This is a genomic window from Pseudomonas sp. PAGU 2196, from assembly GCF_022179005.1.
Taxonomy (GTDB): Bacteria; Pseudomonadota; Gammaproteobacteria; order Pseudomonadales; family Pseudomonadaceae; genus Aquipseudomonas; species Aquipseudomonas kermanshahensis.
In genome coordinates this window covers 161155-182421 of sequence record NZ_BNTL01000005.1, presented here as the reverse complement: position 1 = coordinate 182421, position 21267 = coordinate 161155, and the positions used below count along the sequence as shown (strand labels likewise).

General features: G+C 65.6%; 20 protein-coding genes and 1 pseudogene. 15 read left to right on the top strand and 6 right to left on the bottom strand.

Annotated elements, in window-relative coordinates:
- The first annotated feature begins 16 nt into the window (after positions 1-16).
- The 4 genes from MFF34_RS06215 to MFF34_RS06200 are packed head-to-tail and all read left to right on the top strand — an operon-like array spanning position 17 to position 3427.
- Entirely contained in the window at positions 17-919 is a 903-nt protein-coding gene (locus tag MFF34_RS06215) for a metal ABC transporter substrate-binding protein (RefSeq protein WP_238211246.1), read from the top strand.
- Positions 916-1665: a metal ABC transporter ATP-binding protein gene (locus MFF34_RS06210; protein WP_238211244.1), complete on the top strand. Its 750-nt coding sequence runs from the start codon at positions 916-918 to the stop codon at positions 1663-1665. The genes MFF34_RS06215 and MFF34_RS06210 overlap by 4 nt, the downstream gene beginning before the upstream one ends.
- Positions 1662-2561, top strand: coding sequence for a metal ABC transporter permease (locus MFF34_RS06205; RefSeq protein WP_027596190.1), 900 nt, complete (start codon positions 1662-1664; stop codon positions 2559-2561). The genes MFF34_RS06210 and MFF34_RS06205 overlap by 4 nt, the downstream gene beginning before the upstream one ends.
- Positions 2558-3427 carry a metal ABC transporter solute-binding protein, Zn/Mn family gene (locus MFF34_RS06200; protein WP_238211242.1) on the top strand — a complete coding sequence of 290 codons (870 nt, stop codon included), beginning with the start codon at positions 2558-2560 and terminating at the stop codon, positions 3425-3427. Before MFF34_RS06205 ends, MFF34_RS06200 begins: the two co-directional genes overlap by 4 nt.
- A gap of 98 nt (positions 3428-3525) precedes the next feature.
- Here MFF34_RS06200 and MFF34_RS06195 read toward each other — a convergent pair.
- The 5 genes and pseudogenes from MFF34_RS06195 to MFF34_RS06175 all read right to left on the bottom strand — a co-directional run bounded on the left by MFF34_RS06195 (position 3526) and on the right by MFF34_RS06175 (position 6730).
- Positions 3526-4578 (bottom strand): annotated as a pseudogene (locus MFF34_RS06195) (DUF1615 domain-containing protein).
- A gap of 26 nt (positions 4579-4604) precedes the next feature.
- On the bottom strand, positions 4605-5156 hold the full coding sequence (locus tag MFF34_RS06190; RefSeq protein ID WP_238211240.1) for a hydrolase: 552 nt from the start codon (positions 5154-5156) through the stop codon (positions 4605-4607).
- A gap of 57 nt (positions 5157-5213) precedes the next feature.
- Positions 5214-5933, bottom strand: a complete 720-nt coding sequence (locus tag MFF34_RS06185) for a thioesterase II family protein (protein WP_238211238.1) — start codon at positions 5931-5933, stop codon at positions 5214-5216.
- Positions 5930-6151, bottom strand: coding sequence for an MbtH family protein (locus tag MFF34_RS06180; RefSeq protein WP_003256222.1), 222 nt, complete (start codon positions 6149-6151; stop codon positions 5930-5932). Before MFF34_RS06180 ends, MFF34_RS06185 begins: the two co-directional genes overlap by 4 nt.
- Positions 6152-6328: 177 nt before the next feature.
- Entirely contained in the window at positions 6329-6730 is a 402-nt protein-coding gene (locus MFF34_RS06175) for a hypothetical protein (RefSeq protein ID WP_027596185.1), read from the bottom strand.
- 223 nt (positions 6731-6953) lie between these two features.
- On the opposite strand from MFF34_RS06175, the gene purU reads away from it, so the two are divergent.
- The 6 genes from purU to MFF34_RS06145 are packed head-to-tail and all read left to right on the top strand — an operon-like array spanning position 6954 to position 13775.
- Positions 6954-7820, top strand: a complete 867-nt coding sequence (gene purU, locus MFF34_RS06170) for a formyltetrahydrofolate deformylase (RefSeq protein ID WP_238211228.1) — start codon at positions 6954-6956, stop codon at positions 7818-7820.
- Positions 7817-8728, top strand: a complete 912-nt coding sequence (gene folD, locus MFF34_RS06165) for a bifunctional methylenetetrahydrofolate dehydrogenase/methenyltetrahydrofolate cyclohydrolase FolD (RefSeq protein ID WP_238211226.1) — start codon at positions 7817-7819, stop codon at positions 8726-8728. Before purU ends, folD begins: the two co-directional genes overlap by 4 nt.
- Positions 8710-9951: an FAD-dependent oxidoreductase gene (locus MFF34_RS06160; protein ID WP_238211223.1), complete on the top strand. Its 1242-nt coding sequence runs from the start codon at positions 8710-8712 to the stop codon at positions 9949-9951. The genes folD and MFF34_RS06160 overlap by 19 nt, the downstream gene beginning before the upstream one ends.
- Before the next feature lie 12 nt (positions 9952-9963).
- Positions 9964-10269: a sarcosine oxidase subunit delta gene (locus MFF34_RS06155; RefSeq protein WP_238211221.1), complete on the top strand. Its 306-nt coding sequence runs from the start codon at positions 9964-9966 to the stop codon at positions 10267-10269.
- A complete protein-coding gene (locus tag MFF34_RS06150; RefSeq protein WP_238211219.1) occupies positions 10266-13169 on the top strand; it encodes a 2Fe-2S iron-sulfur cluster-binding protein in 2904 nt (967 codons plus the stop codon). Before MFF34_RS06155 ends, MFF34_RS06150 begins: the two co-directional genes overlap by 4 nt.
- Before the next feature lie 3 nt (positions 13170-13172).
- Complete coding sequence (locus tag MFF34_RS06145; protein WP_238211217.1) at positions 13173-13775, top strand: sarcosine oxidase; 603 nt, start codon at positions 13173-13175, stop codon at positions 13773-13775.
- Positions 13776-13890: 115 nt separating this feature from the next.
- Here MFF34_RS06145 and MFF34_RS06140 read toward each other — a convergent pair whose 3' ends face one another.
- Entirely contained in the window at positions 13891-15066 is a 1176-nt protein-coding gene (locus MFF34_RS06140; RefSeq protein WP_238211214.1) for an MFS transporter, read from the bottom strand.
- A 95-nt stretch (positions 15067-15161) separates the two neighbouring features.
- Between MFF34_RS06140 and MFF34_RS06135 the strand changes: the two genes are divergently transcribed.
- The 5 genes from MFF34_RS06135 (at position 15162) to MFF34_RS06115 (ending at position 21208) form a co-directional block, all read left to right on the top strand.
- On the top strand, positions 15162-16091 hold the full coding sequence (locus tag MFF34_RS06135) for a LysR family transcriptional regulator (RefSeq protein WP_238211213.1): 930 nt from the start codon (positions 15162-15164) through the stop codon (positions 16089-16091).
- 124 nt (positions 16092-16215) lie between these two features.
- Positions 16216-16947 (top strand): helix-turn-helix transcriptional regulator, encoded by a 732-nt coding sequence (locus MFF34_RS06130; RefSeq protein ID WP_238211205.1) that lies wholly within the window; start codon positions 16216-16218, stop codon positions 16945-16947.
- Positions 16948-17059: 112 nt separating this feature from the next.
- Positions 17060-18550: an efflux transporter outer membrane subunit gene (locus tag MFF34_RS06125; RefSeq protein WP_238211203.1), complete on the top strand. Its 1491-nt coding sequence runs from the start codon at positions 17060-17062 to the stop codon at positions 18548-18550.
- Positions 18547-19704: an HlyD family secretion protein gene (locus MFF34_RS06120; protein WP_238211197.1), complete on the top strand. Its 1158-nt coding sequence runs from the start codon at positions 18547-18549 to the stop codon at positions 19702-19704. Before MFF34_RS06125 ends, MFF34_RS06120 begins: the two co-directional genes overlap by 4 nt.
- Complete coding sequence (locus tag MFF34_RS06115) at positions 19694-21208, top strand: DHA2 family efflux MFS transporter permease subunit (protein ID WP_099428907.1); 1515 nt, start codon at positions 19694-19696, stop codon at positions 21206-21208. Before MFF34_RS06120 ends, MFF34_RS06115 begins: the two co-directional genes overlap by 11 nt.
- Positions 21209-21267 lie beyond the last annotated feature (59 nt).

Here is a 21267-nt window from a genome sequence, read left to right as displayed (position 1 = left end):
ACCCAAGGACTCCCCCATGCTCCGCTCCGCCCTCGCCCTGCTCCTGGCCCTTGCCCTGCCGGCACTGGCCCTGGCCGATAACGGCAAGCCACTGCGCATCGGCATTACCCTGCACCCGTACTACAGCTACGTCAGCAACATTGTCGGTGACAAGGCCGAAGTGGTGCCGCTGATTCCGGCGGGCTTCAACCCCCATGCCTACGAGCCGCGCGCGGAGGACATCAAACGCATCGGCACGCTGGACGTGGTGGTGCTCAACGGTGTGGGCCATGACGACTTCGCCGACCGCATGATCGCGGCCAGCGAAAAACCCGGCATCGCCACCATCGAGGCCAACCAGAATGTGCCGTTGCTGGCGGCCACCGGCATCGCCGCGCGCGGCGCCGGCAAGGTGGTCAACCCGCACACTTTCCTGTCGATCAGCACCACCATCGCCCAGGTCAACAACATTGCCCGCGAACTGGGCAAGCTCGACCCAGACAACGCCAAGTTCTACACGCAAAATGCCCGCGCCTATGCCAAACGCCTGCGCGCCCTGCGCGCCGAGGCCCTGGCCAAGGTCACCGAAGCGCCCAGCGCGACCTTCCGCGTGGCGACCATCCATGCGGCCTACGACTACCTGGTGCGTGACTTTGGCCTGGAGGTCACTGCAGTGGTCGAACCGGCGCACGGCATCGAGCCCAGCCCGGCCCAGCTGAAAAAGACCATCGACCAGCTCAAGGCGCTGGACGTGAAGGTGATCTTCTCGGAGATGGACTTCCCGTCCGCCTACGTCGAGACCATTCAGCGCGAATCGGGCGTGCGCCTGTACCCGCTGACGCATATTTCCTACGGTGACTACACCAAGGAAAAGTACGAAGTGGAGATGAAGCGCAACCTCGACACCGTGGTCCGCGCCATCCAGGAGAACCGCGCATGACCGCCGCCGCCCACCTCGCCGCGGCCAATGGGCCGCGCATCGAGTTTGCCGGCATCGACCTGACCTTGGGCCGCACGCGCATTCTCGAAAAGGTCAGCTTCAGCGTGGCGGCCGGCAGCGTGCATGCGATCGTCGGCCCCAACGGCGGCGGCAAGAGCTCGCTGATCAAGACCCTGCTCGGGCAGATGCCGCACCAGGGCCAACTGACCTTGCACTGGCCGAGCCCCCACGAAGTGATCGGCTACGTGCCCCAGGCGCTGGAGTTCGACCGTGGCCTGCCGATGACCGTGGACGACTTCATGGCCGCCATGTGCCAGCGCCGGCCCGCCTTCCTCGGCCTGTCACGCCGCGTGCAACCGGCCATCGATGCCGCGTTGGCCCGGGTCGGCATGCTCGACAAGCGCAAACGGCGCATGGGCGCGCTGTCCGGCGGTGAACGCCAACGCGTGCTGCTGGCACAAGGCCTGATTCCCGAGCCGCAACTGCTGGTGCTGGATGAACCCATGTCGGCCCTCGACGAAGCGGGCATTCAGGTGTTCGAGCAGCTGCTGCACGGCTGGCGCCAGGCTGGCACCACTGTGTTGTGGATCGAGCACGACCTGGAGGCCGTGCTGCGCCTGGCCGACCGGGTCACCGGCCTGAGCCGCCAGGTGCTGTTCGACGCCCCACCCGCACAGGCCCTGACCCCAGAGCGCCTGCTTGGCCTGTTCTCCGTTCACCCGCGCAGCGAGAGCCTTGCCTCATGAGTTTTGAAGCATTTCGCCAACTGGTCCAGGAATGGGCCAACACCGGCTACCTGCCCGAGGCGCTGGCCTACGGGTTCGTGGTCAATGCCCTGTTGGCCGGCCTGATGATCGGCCCGGTGCTGGGCGGCTTGGGCACCCTGGTGGTGGTCAAGCGCTTTGCCTTCTTCTCCGAGGCTGTCGGCCATGCCGCGCTCACGGGGGTTGCCATCGGCATCCTGCTGGGCGAGCCGTATACTGGCCCTTACGGCAGCCTGTTCGGTTACTGCCTGCTGTTCGGCATCCTGCTCAACTTCCTGCGTAACCGCACCGGGTTGTCGCCGGATACGCTAATCGGCGTGTTCCTGTCGGTGTCCCTGGCCCTGGGTGCAAGCCTGCTGCTAATGCTGGCGGGCAAGATCAACGTGCACATCCTCGAGAACGTGCTGTTCGGCTCGGTACTGACGGTCAGCGCCCAGGACCTGGTGGTGCTGGGTATCGTCGCGGTGCTGGTGCTGGCGCTGGCCTTGCCGCTGTACAACCGCATCATGCTGGCCAGTTTCAACCCGCAACTGGCGGCGGTACGCGGGGTGGCGGTGAAGACCCTGGACTACCTGTTCGTGGTGCTGGTGACCTTGGTCACGGTGGCGTCGGTGAAGGTGATCGGGGCGATTCTGGTCGGTGCGCTGCTGGTGATTCCAGCGGCTGCGGCACGCCTGGTCAGCCAGTCGCTCAAGGGCTTTTTCTTCATTTCGGTGCTGATCGCCACGCTGAGCACCCTGCTCGGCATCTTGTTGCCGATCGTTTGCGACCTGCCGGTACCTTCCGGCGCTGCGATCATCCTGGTCGCCGGCATCTGCTTCGCACTGGCCGCGCTGGCCCGCGCGCTCGTTCCACGCCTGCAAGGAAACCCGGCATGAACCTGAAACAGCTGACCTTGGCACTGACCCTGGCGGGCCTGCCTTCGCTCTCTTTTGCCACGCAAGTGCTCACCACCTTGCCGGTGACTCACAGCCTGGCCACCGCCCTGCTCGACGGCACGTCGGTGCAGCTCAAGCGCGCAGCGCCTGCCAACCTGCCGGCCAGCCGCCAACCTTCGTACTTCAGCAGCCGCGGCGGCGAAAGCCTTGCAAACGCCGCGCAACAGGCCGACGCAGTCATCGGGGTGCGCTCGATCTGGCGTGACGACCCGCTCTACCCGATGGCCCGGCGCAGCAATATCCGCATCGTCGAAATTGATGCAGCGCGCCCGGTGGATGGCGCCTTGCCAGGGATTGCGGTGACCGGCGACGACGCCTACGGCGCCTACCCGTGGCTGAACCCGACCAACCTTGGGCGCATGGCCGATGTGGTGGCCAATGACCTGGAACGGTTGTCGCCGGCCGACAAGGCGAAGATCCAAGGCAACTTGGCCGGCCTCAAGCGCAAGCTGCTGGAGCTGACGGCCAGCAGCCAGACCCAGCTGGCCGAGGTAGACAACTTGACCGTGGTCAGCCTGTCCGAGCGCTTGGGCTACCTGGCCAGCGGGTTGAACCTGGATGTGGTGGAGCAGGCGCTGCCGGCCGAGGGCAAGTGGGATGCCGCGGCGCTCAAGGCGCTGGGGGAAAACCTGAAAAGTCAGGACGTGGCATTGGTGCTGGACCATCGCCAGCCGGAGCCGGCGGTGGCTGAGGTGATCAAGGCTGCAGGGGCCCGGCTGGTGGTGGTGGACAGTGATGCCGATGATGCGGTGGCCGGGTTGAAGGCCAGTGTTGACCAAGTGGTTGGCGCCTTGAGCGAAAGCTGATGCCGCCTGTACTGGCCTCTTCGCGGGTAAACCCGCTCCCACAGGTCTCCGTCGGTGACTGGCCTGGCCGGGAAGAGGCCGGTACAGGTCATCGACATTCAGCGCTTCATGCACCGCTGATACCGCTCATCCACCCTGCCCGCAAACCACGCGGTGGTGAGCTTGCGGGTAATCTTCGGGCTCTTCAGCTCGATCCCCGGCAAAACCGCACGCGCCACCGGTTTAACTGCCGCCGCATCCGCTAGCTCGAACACACCGCTGTACAGCTTGCTGTCTTCAAAGGCCAGGCTGTCACCCGACTCCAACTGGCTGCGAACCTGCGGGTTGCGCAAACCCAGCTTCACCCCCAATTTGCGCGCCGCCAGCTCGGTGGTACCGGGCATGATCGCGCCCGGGGCAATCAGGTCGCCATCCAGCGCCAGGCTGGCGCCCGTCACCTTGCTCAGCGCCGCCTGGAACGCCGCATTGCGGCTGGCGTACCAGCCTGCATTGAAATCAGCGAAGCGGTACAACTGACGATCGTAATGCGCCGAGTAGCCTAGCAGGTGGGCGATGCCGAAATACAGGCCGCCACGGCGGCTGAACACTTCCTGGCGGATCGTGCCGTCATAGCTGTAGGGGTAGTCCTTGGCGTGCTTTTCGGCAAAGTCGATGCTGACCTGCATCGGCCCGCCGGTGTGCACCGGGTTTAGACCACCCAGCAAGGTCTTGCCCAGTGGCAGGCGGGCGATGACTTCGTCGTACAGCGCACTCAGTTGCTTCTCGCTGCGCACGGCCAGCAGCCGCTGCTGGTAGCTCTGGCCGTTGCCGGAAGGCGTCTTCAGCGCGCCATCCACCAGCAGGCGGGGAATGTGCAGGCGCGCGGCGCGGCGGTCAATTTCGTCGCGGGCGATGCGCCCGAGGTTGGGCACCTGTGGGTCGGCGTTGAAGGTCGACTCCTGCTCGGTCACTGCCAGTACCGCGCACAGGTTGCTTTTGCTAGGCGCAATGCGCTGGGCTTCGAAGGCCTGTTGAATGTCCTTGGCCCAGCCTGCACGGTCTTTGGCTTACGCGGGTAATAAGCGCATCAGTTGGGCGCGCACCTTGGCCGGGTCCGCTTCAGGCTCTTCTTCACGACGCCCCGCGCAGCCTTGCAGCAGCGCCAGGGCCATCAGGGCCGTCGCCAGTAACCGCGCGTTCAGGGCTGCTCACCGACCAGGTAGGTCTTGCTGATATGGCGGAACTGCGGGTGGCTGGCACTGCCCATCAGTTCGAACAGCACCATCTCACGGGTGACGATGTGCGCCCCGGCTGCGCGCATGCGCGCCAGGCCCGCGGCCTTGCTGGCTGCGGTGCGGCTGTCACAGGCATCCTCGACCACGAACACCTGCTTGCCCAACGCCAGCAGGCCGAGCACGGTTTGCAGCACACAGACGTGGGTCTCCATACCGCAGACGATCACCTGCTCACGCGCCATCAAACTGGCCGGCAGGCACTCGGCGGCCACACAGGAGAAATGGCTTTTTTCCACTACCTGGGCAGCAGGCGCTGCAGCGGTCAGTTCCGCCAAGGTAGGGCCAAGCCCTTTGGGGTACTGTTCGGAAATGACCGTCGGCAGTTCCAGCTCCGCAGTCGCCGCCAGCAACCAGCGCGCTCGCGCCCGAGTGCCTTCGGGGTCGCTCATGGCGCCGATGAGTTTTTCCTGGATATCGACGACCAGCAGCGTGGCCTTGTGTGGATCGATCAGCATTGTCTGCCCCTTGCCTGGGAAAAGGCCTAGCCTCCCCCAGGCAAGCGGTGACGTCAATCAGGCCGAAAGCCGATGCGGCTCAAGCGACGCGGCCAGCACGCCGAGCACACGGTCTTCGTGTTCGTGGATGAAGAAGTGGCTGCCGGGGAATATTTCCAACGAAAAGTCGCCCAGGGTTTCCTTGCGCCAGGCCAGCAGTTGCTCCTCGCTCGCCCGGTCGTCTTCGCCGCCCAGCACGTGCAGCGGGCATTGCAACGCTGGCCGCTGACGATAGGCATAGCGGCCGCACAGCAAAAAGTCGGCGCGCAGGATCGGCAAGGTCAGGCTCATCAACTCGGCATTGCCCAGCACTTCCTCTGGCGTACCGTTGAGTTCGCGCAATTCGCTGATCAGCTCGTCGTCGCTCTTTGGGTCGCGCCAATTCTTACCATCGTAGTCTTCGCGCCGGGTGGGGGCGGCGGTGCCGCAGGCGAACAACGCCAACGGCGGCGTACACCCCAGCGCCTGTAGCTCATGGGCCAGCTCGAAGGCCAGCAGCGCGCCCAGGCTATGACCGAGCAAGGCATACGGCGCGCTGGCGGCCAGGCGTTGCTCGGCCGCCAATTGCCGGGCGAGCGCCTGCATGTCGGTCTGCAGTGGTTCGCCCATGCGCGCACCGCGCCCAGGCAGTTCCACCGGCCGCACCTGCAGCCAGGCCGGCAGCTTGCGCCGCCAGCGGCTGTAAACCATGGCGCTGGCCCCGGAATACGGCAGGCACAGCAGGTTCAGTGAGGTCACTGCGCTGCGGCTTCGGCCATCTTCTGGCGCAGGCTCAGCGGGCGCATGTCGGTCCAGACCTCGTCGATGTAGGCCAGGCAGTCTTTTTTCAGGCCGCTCTTGCCTACTGCTCGCCAGCCATTGGGGATTGCCTTGTAGTCGGGCCAGATCGAGTACTGCTCTTCGTGGTTGACCACTACCTGGAACTGGATATCGTCGCGGTCGAATACGGAAGTCATTGCCTGTCTCCTTGAGTGATAGGTGCCGGTACGCGCTTGGCGTAGGACGGTTCTCAAGTAGACGTAAGGCGGTGCGGGAAAATTAGGGGGTGATTGATAGGGGGCATGGCGTTGTTTTTGCTGCGCCTGGGAGATCGAGCGCCAAAGCAATAAAGACATGCCCTGTAACCCATCCCCTCACGCCCCCCGCAGCAAGTCATGGTCATCCAGCAACCGATAAGCCACCTGCGGATTACGCTCCAACCCCCGCCGAATCGCCGCCGGTATCAACTGCCGGGTCTTGCGACAAAGCCCCGGTTGTTCATCCAGCTCGATGACGATCCCGCGCATGGTCCGCACCTCGTTGAACCCCGGGGCAATGTGCACACGGATGCCAAGGTTTTCATACATCCGCTGTTGCAGGCGCTGCAGGTCTTCCAGGTCTTTGAGGTTCTCCAACCGCTCGAGTAGGCGCTTCTCCTCCTGCCGCGTGAGCAGGAGGATGCGCTGCGCCGCTGACGGCTGCTCGGCCAGGTGCTCGCGGCCGCAGTTACAGGCGCCAGGGGGGCACGGTTGGCGAAGGTTGGGTGGTGTGCTCATGGGGCAAGCATAGCCTTCTTCGCCATCAACCCCCAGTGCCTCAAAACCCAATTTATTTCCTGTCAGGCAAAAAAATTTCACAAAGCGCTAGACCCGAACCCATCACTTCGCCTATAAATCGCCTAAAGGAAATTTATATTCCTACCACGAAACATTCTTCGCCATCCCGCGAATCCCTTTGCCCTTGTGCCCGACCTGCCCCACTCCACCACGAGGCCCCGACATGCATCCCGCTCCCGATCATTTCATCCTGCGCGTCAGTTGCCCGGCCGTGTCCGGCATCGTCGCCGCGGTGACCACCTACCTGGCCGAGCAAGGTTGCTACATCAGCGAGATGGCGCAGTTCGACGACGAGGACAATGGCCGCTTCTTCATGCGCGCGGTGTTCCGCTACAACACCGGTGTCAGCGGTGATACGCCGCAACTGGAAGCGGGCTTTGCCGACGTCGCCCAGCGCTTCGACATGCAATGGAGCCTGCACAGCAGCGCCCGGCCGATGCGTGTGTTGCTGATGGTCAGCAAGTTCGACCACTGCCTGTCCGACCTGCTCTACCGCCACGCCAAGGGCGAACTGGACATGCACATCACTGCCGTGGTTTCCAACCACCTGGACCTGCGCCCCATGGCCGAACGCCAGGGCATCCGTTTCGTCTACCTGCCGGTAAGCAAAGAAACCAAGGCCGAGCAGGAGGCCGCGCTGATGCGCATCGTCGAGGACACCGGCACCGAGCTGGTGGTGCTGGCGCGCTACATGCAAATCCTCTCCGACGACCTGTGCCGGCAACTGTCGGGCCGGGCGATCAATATTCACCATTCGTTCCTGCCCGGTTTCAAGGGGGCCAAGCCTTACCACCAGGCTTACCAACGCGGGGTCAAGCTGATCGGCGCCACCGCGCACTACGTCACCAGCGACCTCGACGAAGGGCCGATCATCGAGCAGGAAGTGCAGCGCGTGGACCACGCCTACGCCCCCGACAACCTGGTAGCCATCGGCCGTGACACCGAGACCATCGCCCTGTCGCGTGCGGTGAAGTACCACCTGGAACACCGGGTGTTCCTCAACCACGACCGCACGGTGATCTTCAAATGAACGCCCTCCCCAGCGTCAAGCTGATCGACGGTAAGGCAGCGGCGGCGCGGGTGCTGGCCGAGGTCCGTGAGCAGGTGCACACCCTGCGCCAGGGCGGTGTGCAACCAGGCTTGGCCGTGGTGCTGGTAGGCGCCGACGCCGCCAGCCAGGTGTATGTGCGCAACAAGGTGCTGCGCGCCGAGGAAGTGGGCATCCGCTCCCTGGAGCATCGCCTGCCGGCAGACACGTCTCAAGCCCACCTGCTCACCCTGATCGACCGGCTCAACCGTGACAACGCGGTCAACGGCATCCTCGTGCAACTGCCCTTGCCGGCACACATCGATGCGCACTGCGTGCTGCAAGCCATCAGCCCGCTCAAGGACGTGGACGGCTTCCACAGCGAGAACGTCGGCGGCCTGGCCCAGGGCCGCGACGTGCTCACCCCCTGCACCCCCAGTGGCTGCATGCGCCTGTTGCGCGATGCTTGCGGTGAGTTGCGCGGCAAGCATGCGGTGGTGGTGGGCCGTTCGAACATTGTCGGCAAACCCATGGCCGCCCTGCTGCTGCAAGCCGACTGCACGGTGACCGTGGTGCACTCGCGCAGCCACGACCTGCCGGCGTTGTGCCGCCAGGCCGACATCCTCGTTGCTGCGGTCGGCAAGCCGCGCCTGATCGGCGCCGACTGGCTCAAGCCCGGCGCAGTGGTGATCGACGTCGGCATCAATCGCATCGATGAAGACGGCCGCAGCCGCCTGGTCGGCGACGTCGATTTTGCCGCCGCCCTGCCCCTGGTCGCCGGCATCACCCCCGTGCCCGGTGGCGTCGGCCCGATGACCATCGCCTACCTGATGAAAAACACCCTGCTCGCCCTCGACCTGCAACAACAGGCCGCCCAACAGGAGCGCACCGCATGCCTTTCGCCCTGCTGAAATACGGCCTGAGCGCCGACTACCCGGTGGAGGTCGACCTGCCGCCACCCTGCGAACTCAAACCGCGGTACGACGTAGTGATCATCGGCGGCGGCGGCCACGGCCTGGCCATCGCCTACTACCTGGCCAAGTACCACGGCATCACCAACGTCGTGGTGCTGGAAAAGGCCTACCTGGGCGGCGGCAATACCGCACGCAACACGGCGGTGATTCGCTCCAACTACCTCACCAGTGAAGGCGTGCGCTTTTACGCAGAATCGGTGCGGATGTTCCAGAACCTGTCCAACGAGTTCGACTTCAACATCATGTACTCCGAGCGCGGCCAGCTCACCCTGGCGCACACCGACGCCACCGTGCGCGCCTTCCGCCAGCGCGCCGAGGTCAACAAGCACTTTGGCGGGCGCACCGAGATGATCGACCGCCAGCAGATCCGCGAACTGGTGCCGAGCCTGAACCTCGACCCCGGCCACCTGCCGGTGCTGGCCGGGCTGTGGCACATCGACGGCGCCACCGCACGCCACGACGCGGTGGCCTGGGGCTACGCCAAGCAGGCCGCCAAGCGCGGGGTCGAAATTCATCAACTGACCGAGGTGCAGGACCTGCTGATCCGCAATGGCCGCATCGAAGCGGTGAAGACCAACCGTGGCACGGTGCAGTGCGGCTGCGTGGTGCAGGCCGTGGCCGGGGCCAGTTCGCTGTTGATGGCCAAGGCCGGCATCCGTGCGCCGATCCACACCTACCCGCTGCAGGCCATGGTCACCCAGCCGTTCAAGCCGTTTCTCGATCCGCTGGTCAGCTCGTCGGCGCTGCACTGCTACGTGCAGCAGACCAGCCGTGGCGAGATCGTCTTCGGCGGCGGCTCCGACCCCTACCCGCTGTACAACACCCGCTCCACCCTCGATTTGAAGGAAAGCCTGCTGGCCCACGCCATCGAGATGTTCCCGTTCATGGCCAACGCCAAGCTGATGCGCCAATGGGCCGGGATGACCGACATGACGCCGGACTACAGCCCGATCATGGGCCTGTCGCCGGTCGACAACTACTACCTGGACGCCGGCTGGGGTACCTGGGGCTTCAAGGCCACGCCCATCTGCGGCAAGACCATGGCCGAGCTGGTCGCCAGTGGCGGCAAGGTGCCAGAGATGATCGCGCCCTTCGCCCTGGAGCGCTTCAGCCGCTTCCAGCAAGTCAACGAAATGGGCGCGACCGCCGCCAGCCACTAAAAGGAACGCACGATGAAGATCCTGACCTGCCCCTTGAACGGCCCGCGCAACATCAGCGAATTCACTTACGGCGGCGAGTTCAAGCACATGCCCGACCCGGCCGCCTGCAGCGATGCCGAATGGGCCGACTACGTGTTCAACAGCGACAACCTGGCCGGGGTAGTAACCGAGTGGTGGCTGCACAACGCCTCCAGCTACTGGTTCCTGGCTGAGCGCCACACCGTCAGCGACCAGGTGCTGCGCACCTTCGACCCGAAAGCACTGTTCGACCGCCGCGTCGACTTCACCCCCGCCGCCACCCCGGAGATCGCCGGATGAACAGCCACACTCGCCTCCCCGCGCCCATGGGCCTGCTGATCGACCGCGAGCGGCCCCTGCGTTTCAACTTCGATGGCCAGGCCTGCCAGGGCTTTGCCGGCGACAGCATCGCCAGTGCCCTGCTCGGCAACGGCCGCTGGTTGCTGTCGCGTTCGTTCAAGTACCACCGCCCGCGAGGCCCGCTGAGCCTGGCCGGGCAGGATGCCAACACCTTGGTGCAACTGCCCGACGAACCCAACGTGCTAGCCGACATGGAGGCGGCGCGTGATGGGCAGGTGGTCGAGGGGCAGAACTTCAACGGCAGCCTGGAACACGACCGTGACGCCTACCTGGGCACGTTTTCGCGGTTCATGCCGGTGGGCTTCTATTACCGCTCGTTTTACAAGCCCAAGGGCATGTGGAAGGTCTGGGAGCCGCTGATCCGCAAGAAGGCCGGCCTCGGCGTGCTGGACCTCGGCTTCAAGCCCCAGTACTACGACAAGGCCTATCTGTTCGTCGATGTGGCGGTGATCGGCGGCGGCCCTGCCGGTTTGCGCGCGGCGCTGGACGCAGCCAACGCCGGGGCCAAGGTGCTGTTGATCGAGCAACAGCCGGTGCTGGGAGGCTCGCTGACCTACGCCCGCTTCGACATTGCCGGCACCCGCGCTGCCAACCTGCGCCAGGAGCTGCTGGTGGCTGTCGAGGGCCATCCGAATATCCACGTGCTGCTCGAGGCCACCTGCAACGGCTGGTTCACCGACAACTACCTGCCGGTGATTCAACACAAGCGCCTGTACAAGGTACGCGCCACGCGCTGCCTGGTGGCGGCGGGTTCGTTCGACCAGCCAGTAGTGTTTCGCAACAACGACTTGCCCGGGGTGATGCTGACCAGCGCCGCGCAACGGCTGATGAAGCTGTACGCGGTCAAACCGGGGCAACGGGCGGTGATCCTCACGGGCCACGACGACGGCTACCTGGCCGCGCTCGACCTGCAGGAGCAAGGTGTGGCCATTGCCGCCCTGGTAGACATGCGCGCCGCGCCCGCCGATGCCGCGCTGGCCAGCGAGCTCAAGCGCCGCGACATTCCCCTGCACCTGGGCAGCACCGTCTATGAAGCCCTGCACGACAAGGGCATGCGCCATGTGACTGGCGTCGATATCCGCCCGATCACCGGCCAGGGCAAGGTCGGCGACTATGGCCTGCGCCTGGCTTGCGACCTGCTGTGCATGTCGGCCGGCTACATGCCGGTGTACCAACTGCTGTGCCAGGCTGGCGGAAAGCTGGCCTATGACGTCAACCGCGACGAGTTCACCCTCAGCAACCTACCGGCGGGGCTGGATATCGCAGGCTCGGTGAACGGCCGGCATGTGCTAAGCAATGTGCTCACGGACGCCACCCGCGCAGCTAGCGAGGCCCTGGCGGCGCTTGGCCTGGAGGCCCCTGCGCAGGCAAGCTTCGTCGCAGAGGCCAAGGTCAATCATCCGTGGCCGATCTTCCCGCACCCCAAGGGCAAGGACTTCGTCGACTTCGACGAAGACTTGCAGGTGCGCGATATCGTCAACGCCACCCGCAGCGGCTATCGCGATGTGCAACTGGTCAAGCGCTTCTCCACAGTCGGCATGGGCCCGTCCCAAGGGCGCCACTCGGCACTGCCCACCGCGCGCTTGGTGGCCCAGGCCACGGGCCGCAGCATCAGCGAAACCGGCGTGAGCACGGCGCGCCCCCCGTTCCAGGCGGAAAAGCTGGCGCATGTCGCCGGCCGCGCTTTCGACCCGTACCGGCAGACACCGATACACCGCCGCCACCTGCAAGCAGGCGCGAAAATGATGCCTGCCGGTATCTGGCAGCGCCCGGCCTACTACGGCAAGCCCGAGGACCGCGAACGCTGCATGCAGGAAGAAGCGCGGCATGTGCGCGAGAAGGTCGGGCTGATCGACGTCTCCACCCTCGGCGGCCTCGACGTGCGCGGCCCGGACGCGGCCGAGCTGCTCGAGCGCCTGTACACCTTCGGCTTCGCCAAACTGGCGATCGGCCGCACCCGCTATGCACTGATGACTAACGAGCACGGCGTGGTGATTGATGACGGCGTCTGCGCACGCCTGGCCGAGCAGCACTTCTATGTCAGCGCCACCACCAGTGGCGTCGACCGTATCTACCAGCAGATGCTCAAGTGGAACGCGCAGTGGCGCCTGGACGTCGACATCACCAACGTCACCGCCGCCCTGGCCGCCGTCAACCTGGCCGGCCCCTTGTCGCGCCAAGTGCTGGCCAAGGTGTGCGAAGGCGTGGAACTGTCGGCCGCGGCCTTCCCTTACCTGGGCGTACGCCTGGGCAAGGTGGCGGGTATATCGGCGCGCATCCTGCGGGTCGGTTTCGTCGGCGAACTGGGCTATGAAATCCATGTGCCGGCGCGCCATGCCGAACGCCTGTGGGACGCCTTGATGCAAGCAGGCGCCGGGCTGGGCATTCGCCCGTTCGGTGTCGAGACCCAGCGCCTGCTGCGGCTGGAAAAAGGCCATGTGATCATCAGCCAGGACACCGATGGCATGACCCACCCCGCCGAAATCGACATGCAGTGGGCTATCGGCCGCAAGAAACCGTTCTTCGTCGGCAAGCGCTCGATCGAGATCCTCGAAGCGCAGCCGCTCAAGCGCAAGCTGGTTGGGTTCACGCTGCCCAAGGGCAGCCCGCAGCCACTGGAAGGCCACCTGGTACTGGACGGCCCGGACATCAGCGGCAACGTCACCTCGTGCGAGTACTCGCAAACCCTGGGGCAGATCATCGGCCTGGCTTACGCCGGCGCCCACCAGGCCACCCCCGGCATGCACATCCCGATCCGCGTGGAGGGCGGTGTGATGGTCAATGCCAAGGTGGTGCAACTGCCCTTCCATGATCCCGACAACCTGCGCCAGGAGCTGTGAGCCATGACTAGCCTGAAGACAGAACAGTGCTTCTCTCCCCAGCCACAGGCCGAGCCACTGCTGACCTGCGCGCTGACCGACCTGACCGACCTGGCGCGGGTGGGTTTTCGTGGCGCCGACACCGCGGCCTACCTGCAAGCACGCGGCTATCGTTTGCCGCCACAGCCCAACCAGGCGCTGCGCCAGGACGACGGTAGCTGGGTGGCGCGGCTGTCGGCCACCGAATACCTGCTGCTGGGCAGTTTCGCCGACCAAGGGGCGCGGATTGCCGCCGAAGAGGCCGACTGGGTACAGGACGCCCAGCGCAACTACTTGCTGCCCCGCCAGGACAGCCACGCCTGGCTGCAGCTGTCGGGGCAGCATTACAGCGCGGTGATGGCCAAGCTATGCGGGGTTGACCTGCGTGCCCAGGCGTTCCCGGTCGGGGCCGTGGCGCAGACATCGGCGGCGCGGATCAATGTGATCGTGGTGAATGTCGGGCGTGAAGCGGTGCCGGCCTTGCAGCTGCTGTTTGACCGGGCTTCGTGGGCGTATTTTGGCGAAGCGATGCGGGATGCGATGGCGGAATTTGAAGGGGTGGAGATTGCACTGGACGCTGCGTACTAGCGGCAGGCGCGATTGAGGTAGGAGCAGCCTTGTGCTGCGAAGAGGCCCGTACCCGCAGCGAAGATCCACGGTGTTGCCACCGGCCTCTTCGCAGCGCAAGGCTGCTCCTACCCCCTTACAGCGTGGCCAGCGGTGAGGCCTGGACGGCCCGCGAGCGCCAGGCAAACAGCAACACCATCACCAGGCCCAACGCCGCCATCAACGCACCCGCCAGGGAAATCGCCGGGTAGCCCAGCCCTGCATTGATCACCGCGCCACCCAGCGCGGCACCGATCGCATTGCCCAGGTTGAACGCCCCGATATTCACCGCAGACGCCAGGTTGGGCGCCTCCTTGGCGGCCTCCATCACGCGCATCTGCAGCGGCGGTACCAGGGCAAAACTGGCAGCGCCCCACACCAGCACCGCCAGTGCGGTAGGCAGTGCCCAGGGCATCAACAGCGGGAACACCAGCAACACGGCAATCAGCACCGCCAACGAGACGATCAGCGTGCGGTCAACCGAACGGTCCGCCGCCTTGCCACCCCACACGTTGCCCAGCGTCAGGCCAATACCGAACAACACCAGCATGGCGGTGATGAACGGTGTGGAGGCCTGGGCTTCACTGTGCAGGATTGGCGCAATGTAGGTAAAGACGGTAAACATCGCACTGGAACCCACCACAGTCAGAGCCAACGCCGCCAGTACTGGGCCACGGCCTAGCACGCGGATCTCGGCCATCACCCCGTCGCTTTTCGGCAGCGGCACATTAGGCAGTGCGTACCACAGCGTCGTCATCGCAATCAGCCCCAGGCCCGCAATGCCCCAGAAGGCCGTACGCCACCCCAGTAATTCGCCAAACCAGGTGGCCAGCGGCACACCGCCGATGGTCGCCAGCGTCAGCCCCATGAACATGGCCGCCACGGCCCCTGCCCGTTTTTCAGGCGGCACCACGCTGGCCGCGACGATCGAGCCAATGCCAAAGAACGCGCCATGGTTGAGCGAGGTCACCACGCGGGCAACCATCAGGCTGGCGTAGTCGGTCGCCAGGGCCGACATCAGGTTACCCAGGGTGAAAATGGCCATCAGCCCGATCAGCAGGTAACGCCGTGGCACCCTGCCGGTGGCCAAAGTCATCAGCGGGGCACCGATCAGCACGCCGAGGGCGTAGGCACTGACCAGCAGCCCGGCTGCGGGGATCGACACGCCAAGGTCGGTGGCAATACTGGGCAACATGCCCATGGGGGCGAACTCGGTGACGCCGATGCCAAAGGCACCGATGGCGAGTGCGACGAGGGGTGGATTGATGCGCATGAAACGGCTCCTTATCTGTGCCTGAAATGCTACGATCCGTTTCATGCGGGCACTAGTCTGCATTTTTGCCAACCACCTTTGCGCAAGAGGCACAAATGGACTTCACCGGAAGGTCTGGAGAGATGGAGATTTTTGCCAAGGTGGCGCAAGAAGGCAGCTTGTCTGCGGCGGCACGCGCGCTGGGGCTGACGCCGTCGGCTGTCAGCCGGATCATCGCGCGTACCGAACAGCGCCTGGGCACTCGCCTGCTGTTGCGCACCACCCGCGCAATCACGCTGACCCCAGAGGGCGACGCCTACCTGCGCGGCGCACGGCGCATCCTGGCCGACCTGGATGAAGTCGAAGATGCCATTACCGACCAAGGTGTACCGCGGGGCCGGCTGCGGGTCAGTGCCGCACTGGGCCATGCGCGGCTGACGGTGGTGCCTTTGCTGGCGCAGTTCAGCGCCTTGTACCCGCAAGTGCTGGTCGACCTTACCTTAAGCGATGAAGTGGTCGACATCGCCGGCGGCCAAGCCGATGTCGCGCTGCGTTTCGGCCACCTGCCGGACAGCTCGCTGAGCGCCCGCTACATTGGCGACACCGGCCAAGTGATCGTCGCCTCGCCCGACTACCTGCAACGCTGCGGTACCCCGGTGGAACCTGAAGACCTGGCCCGCCACAACTGTTTGCGCTTCAACTTCCGCCGCGCTGAAGCGGACTGGCCGTTTCGCCGGGACGGGCAGGCCTTTGCCCTGAAAGTCACCGGTAACCTGGAGTGCAGCAGCGGCGAGGCACTGGCCCAATTCGCCAGGCTGGGCGCCGGCATCGCGCGCATCGGCACCTTCACAGTGGCCGATGACCTCAACAACGGGCAACTGGTGCCCGTGCTGGAAGCCTACAACCCCGGTGACCGCGAGCCGATACACGCCGTATTCGTCGGTGGCCCGGCGATGCCGGCACGGGTGCGGGTGTTCGTGGACTTCCTGGTCCAGCATCACCAAGGCTGGCCAACCCGCCACGAACAGCCACGATTTACACCCTGAGCGCAATTCCAGCGCATATTTCTGCGTTGCACGCGAACACTTAGCAACCCCGCCTGAACGCCTTGCGATAGCATTGGATCCAATCGTTACCCCTGCTCGCCACACACGGCCCGAGGAGATTGGCATGCAAGCTTTGGGAATGGACTACCGACACGGCGAAGTGGTTGCCAGCCACTGCCATGCCGAAGATCAACTGATGTATGCCGCCAACGGCGTGATGCGCGTGTGCAGCGATGGCGGCAACTGGGTGATACCGCGCGGGCAGGCGCTGTGGATACCAGCCGGCATGAGCCACGAAGTCCGCATGCAAGGCGAAGTGTCGATGCGCACCTTGCTGCTGGGGTCGCACGTGACTCGCTGCCATGTGATCGCGGTCTCCGGCCTACTGCGCGAGTTGATCCTGGCGGGGTCGCGGATGTTGCAACGCGACGAGCCGCTGGGCGAGCACGCTCGGGCACTGATCCAGCGTGAACTGGAGACGGCCGAGCGCATCGACGCCTATGTGCCGGTACCGCAGCATGCGCGGCTGCGCGCCTGGTGCGAGGGGTTTCTCGAAGACCCGGCCCAGGACCTGACGCTGGAGCAGTGTGGCGCGCAGTTGAACATGAGTGCCCGCACCCTGGCGCGGTTGTTTCAGCGTGAGGTGGGGATGTCGTATGGCGAGTGGCGGGCCCGCACCCGCATGATCCTCAGCCAGCAGTGCCTGGCCGATGGCAAGCCAATCCTGAACGTGGCGCTGGAGCACGGCTACCAGAGTGCCAGCGCATTCGCCGCGATGTTCAAGCGCATCCTTGGCTACAACCCCAGCGCCTGGCAAATCAGCGTGCTCGGCACAGGCACCGCACCCACGCACTGACCGCCAAGGCTGAGGTTGTCCCAGTTGCGCGCACGGTTGTCCCGCTTGCGGCAGCGGGGCCGCCCTGCCCCTCGATAAGCTGGCTTCACGACCCCTCATACGACTTTGCGTGATGCCAATACGATCCCTTTCCTGCCCTGCCGGGCGCGCCGCCGCCCTCGGCTTGTTCGGCGTGCTGACGGCTTGCACCGGGCACCCCACAAACGCCGTGCCCCCCACTGCATTCCAGGCAACCCCTGCACTGCACCTGCCTGCCGGCGTCAGCGACCAGACGCTGCCCGCGCGCTGGTGGGCGCTGTACCACGACCCGCAGCTCAATACCTGGGTGCTGCAAGCCTTGGCGCACAACCAGGACTTGGCGCAGGCCGAAGCCAACGTGCAGGCCATGCTCGCCGGCATTGGCGAGTTCGATGCCCGGCGCTGGCCGTCCACCTCCATTGGCATGGGCGCGAGCTATGGCAAGAGCGCCGATGACCAGACTCTGGCCGAGGCGACCGACAGCCATGCGCCCTCGCAATGGGCCTTCAACCCAGCCATCGAGCTGGCTTACCAGGTCGATGTCTGGGGCCAGGTGCGCGCCGCCATCGAGCGGGCGCGGGTGCAGGCCGAGGCCAGCCGCGATGCCCTGGACCTGGTGCAGCTGCACGTGGTCAGCCAGACCACCCGCGCCTACATCGACCAGTGCGTGTACGGTGCCCGCATCGCCGCGGCCAGGCAGTCCCTGAGCACTCTGGAGCGCAGTGTGCAGCTCAGCGACCGCCAGCGGCAGGCCGGGGTCGCTACGGAGCTCGATAGCGTGCGCCTGCTGGGGTTGCGCGAGCAGGTGCGGGCGCAGCTGCCGATGCTGGAGGCACACCGGCAGATGGCGCTGTACGAACTGAGCATGCTCAGTGGCCAGGACCCGACAACGCTCACGGACGACACTGACACCTGCCAGCGCATCCCGACCCTCGCCGCGCCGTTGCCCGCTGGTGACGCCTGGCGCCTGCTCGAACGCCGGCCCGACGTGCGCAAGGCCGAGCGCGAACTGCAGGCTGCCGCCCTGGAAGTCGATATCGTCAAGGCCGACCTGTATCCGAAAGTCAGCTTCGGTGCCTCGTTGACCTCGTCGGACCACCACCTTGCCAACCTGGGTGACAGCCGCGCGGTGATGTTTGCCCTCGGGCCGTTGATCAGCTGGGAATTCCCCAATATCAAAGCCAACCGGGCACGGGTGAACAAGGCCCAGGCCTTGCAAAACGCGCAGGTCGCCCATTACCGCGGGGTAGCGCTGGCGGCACTCAAGGATGTGCGCCAGGCGCTGGCGCGCCTTGAGGGTGAGCGCCAACGGGCCTTGGCCCTGGGTGCGGCCCTGGCGCAAGGCGAGCGTGGCTTTACCCTTTCGCAACGCAACTATCAGGCAGGCACCGTTGATGCATTGGCGTTGCTCGACAGCGAGCGCGACCTGATCCAGGCCAGGGCCAGCCACGTCGTGGCCCAAGGCCGCCTGGCGCGTGCCCAGATCAACCTGTTCCGCGCCCTGGGCGGGCGCTGGCAGTCGTCACCAGCACCGGCCCCAAGCCAGGTGCACCGCTCCACCCCCGAGACTGGAAGCCAATCATGAATGTTGCCGTTAGCAAGAACCCGCTGCCCGATGACCAGGCCCAGGCAGTTGCCACCGCCCCCAGGCCTACCCGTCGCCGCCTGGCGCTGTACGCCGGTGGTGGCCTGACGGTGCTGGCAGCGCTGGCATTCAGCGGGTACTGGTTGAGCACGGGGCGCTACCTGGAAACCACCGATGACGCTTACGTGCGTGCCGACTGGGTGGCCTTGAGCGCGCGCGTGGCCGGCTATGTGGCCAAGGTGGAAGTGGAAGACGACCAGGCCGTCAAAGCCGGCGATGTGCTGGTACGCCTGCAGCACCGCGACTACCGCGCCCGCCTCGACCAGGCCACTGCCGGCGTGGCCGAAGCGCACGCTGCGTTGGCCGCCGCCCAGGCACGCCAGCAAGTGGCCGCCGAACGCATCAACCAGCAGCAGCAGGCCATCGTCCAGGCTGAAGCGGCCGTGCACAGTGCCAGCGCCGAGCGCCAGCGCAGCGAGCTGGACATGCAGCGCTACCGTGGTTTGGTGCGCGATGACGCAGCCACCGTGCAGCGCCTGGAAGCCGCCCACGCCAACGCCGTGCAAGCCGGTGCCGCGCTGCAAGGCGCGCAGGCACATTTGCGTGAGCAGCGCGCGCAGCTGGCGATGGCCAAGGCACAGGCGCTGGCGGCCGATGCCGAGATCAAGCAACGGGCAGCAGGCCTGAGCCGTGCCCAGGCCCGGCAGGCGCTGGCCGACCAGGACGCACAGGACACCGTCCTGCGCGCGCCCATCGACGGCGTGGTCGGCCAGCGCCGTGTGCGCGCCGGGCAGTACGTGGTGCCTGGCCAGCCGCTGCTGGCGGTAGTGCCGTTGCAACAGACCTACGTGGTTGCGAACTACAAGGAAACCCAGCTGGCACACATGCGCCCAGGGCAGCCGGTGCAGGTCCGTGTCGACAGCTTTTCCAGCCAGCCTGTGCAAGGCCACGTGGCCAGCTTCTCGCCGGCGTCCGGTAACGTATTCGCGCTGCTGCCATCGGACAACGCCACTGGCAACTTCACCAAGATCGTCCAGCGCTTTCCGGTGCGCATCGTCCTCGACCGGCCAGCAGACGGCCTGCAGATACTGCCCGGCATGTCGGTGGTGACCACGGTCGACACCCGCCCCGTGGAGCCTGCCGATGAGCAGTGAGCAACGCGTACCGTTACGCGCCTGGGTGGCCGTGTTCGGCGGCCTGCTCGGCTGCTTCATGGCTGGCATGAACGTGCACGTCACCAGCGCGGCCCTGCCCGAGATCCGCGGCTCGCTGGGCGCGAGCTTCGAGGAAGGCTCGTGGATTTCCACCGCCTACCTGGTGGCGGAAATCGTCATGATTCCGCTGACGGCCTGGCTGGTCGAAGTGTTTTCCATGCGCCGGGTGATGTGGACGGGTTCGTTCATCTTCCTGCTGGCGTCGATCGCCTGCTCGTGGGCCCCCAACCTTGAGGCGATGATCACCCTCAGGGTGATTCAGGGCGCTGCCGGCGCCGTGCTGATCCCCCTCTCCTTCCAGTTGATCATCACCGAACTGCCCGCCAGCAAGATGGCCATGGGCATGGCCTTGTTCAGCCTGGCCAACAGCGTGGCCCAGGCGGCCGGACCTTCCATTGGCGGCTGGTTGACCGATGTCTATTCGTGGCGCTGGATCTTCTACCTGCAGCTGTTCCCCGGTATCGCCTTGCTCCTCGCCATCGCCTGGTCGATCGAGGCCAAACCCCTGCAACTGACCCTGTTGCGCCGTGGCGACTGGCTGGGCATCACGGCCATGGTCGTTGGCCTGGGCGGGCTGCAGATCGTGCTGGAAGAAGGCGGCCGGCTGGACTGGTTCGGTTCGACATTCATCGTCGGCATGTCAATCATCGCCGGCCTGGCGCTGGCGGTGTTCGTCTACACGCAGCTGTACGGCCAACGCGCGTTCATCAACTTGCGCTTGCTGGGGCGGTACAACTTCGGGGTGGCCAGCGTTGCCATGTTCATCTTTGGCGGGGCTACCTTTGGCCTGGTGTTCCTGGTGCCCAACTACCTCTCCCAACTGCAGGGCTACAGCGCCCGCGACGTGGGGGTGGCGCTGATCGCCTATGGCGTAGTGCAACTGCTGCTGGCGCCATTGATGCCACGGCTGATGGCCTGGACCAGCGCCAAGTTCATGGTGGCCAGCGGTTTTCTGATCATGGCCGCCGGCTGCTGGCTGGGTGCGAGCCTGACAGCCGACAGCGCCGACAACGTCATCATCCCATCCACGGTGGTACGCGGCATTGGCCAGCCGTTCATCATGGTGGCGCTGTCGGTACTGGCCGTGGCGGGGTTGGAAAAGCGAGAAGCGGGCTCCGCTTCGGCGGTGTTTTCCATGCTGCGCAACCTCGGGGGCGCCATCGGCACTGCCGCGCTGACGCAGATCGTGGCCACGCGCGAGCGTTACCACAGCGAGCGCATTCACGAGCATGTGACGGTGTTTGCGCCCAGTGTGCAAGAGCGCATCAGCCAAACCGTGCAGAGCTGGCTGCCGGCCCAGCAGCAGGCGTTGGAGGGGGTGGCGGCGACCATTCGACGCGAGGCCTACCTGATGGCTTACAGCGATGCGTTCTACCTGGCGTGCCTGGCGCTGATAGGTTGCGCGGTGGCGGCGTTAGTGTTGCGGACTCAGCGACCGGCTTGAACCCACCCTGAAAACGGCCCGCACGCGCGGGCCGGCTTCACCTGGGCAGGCAGCAGCCT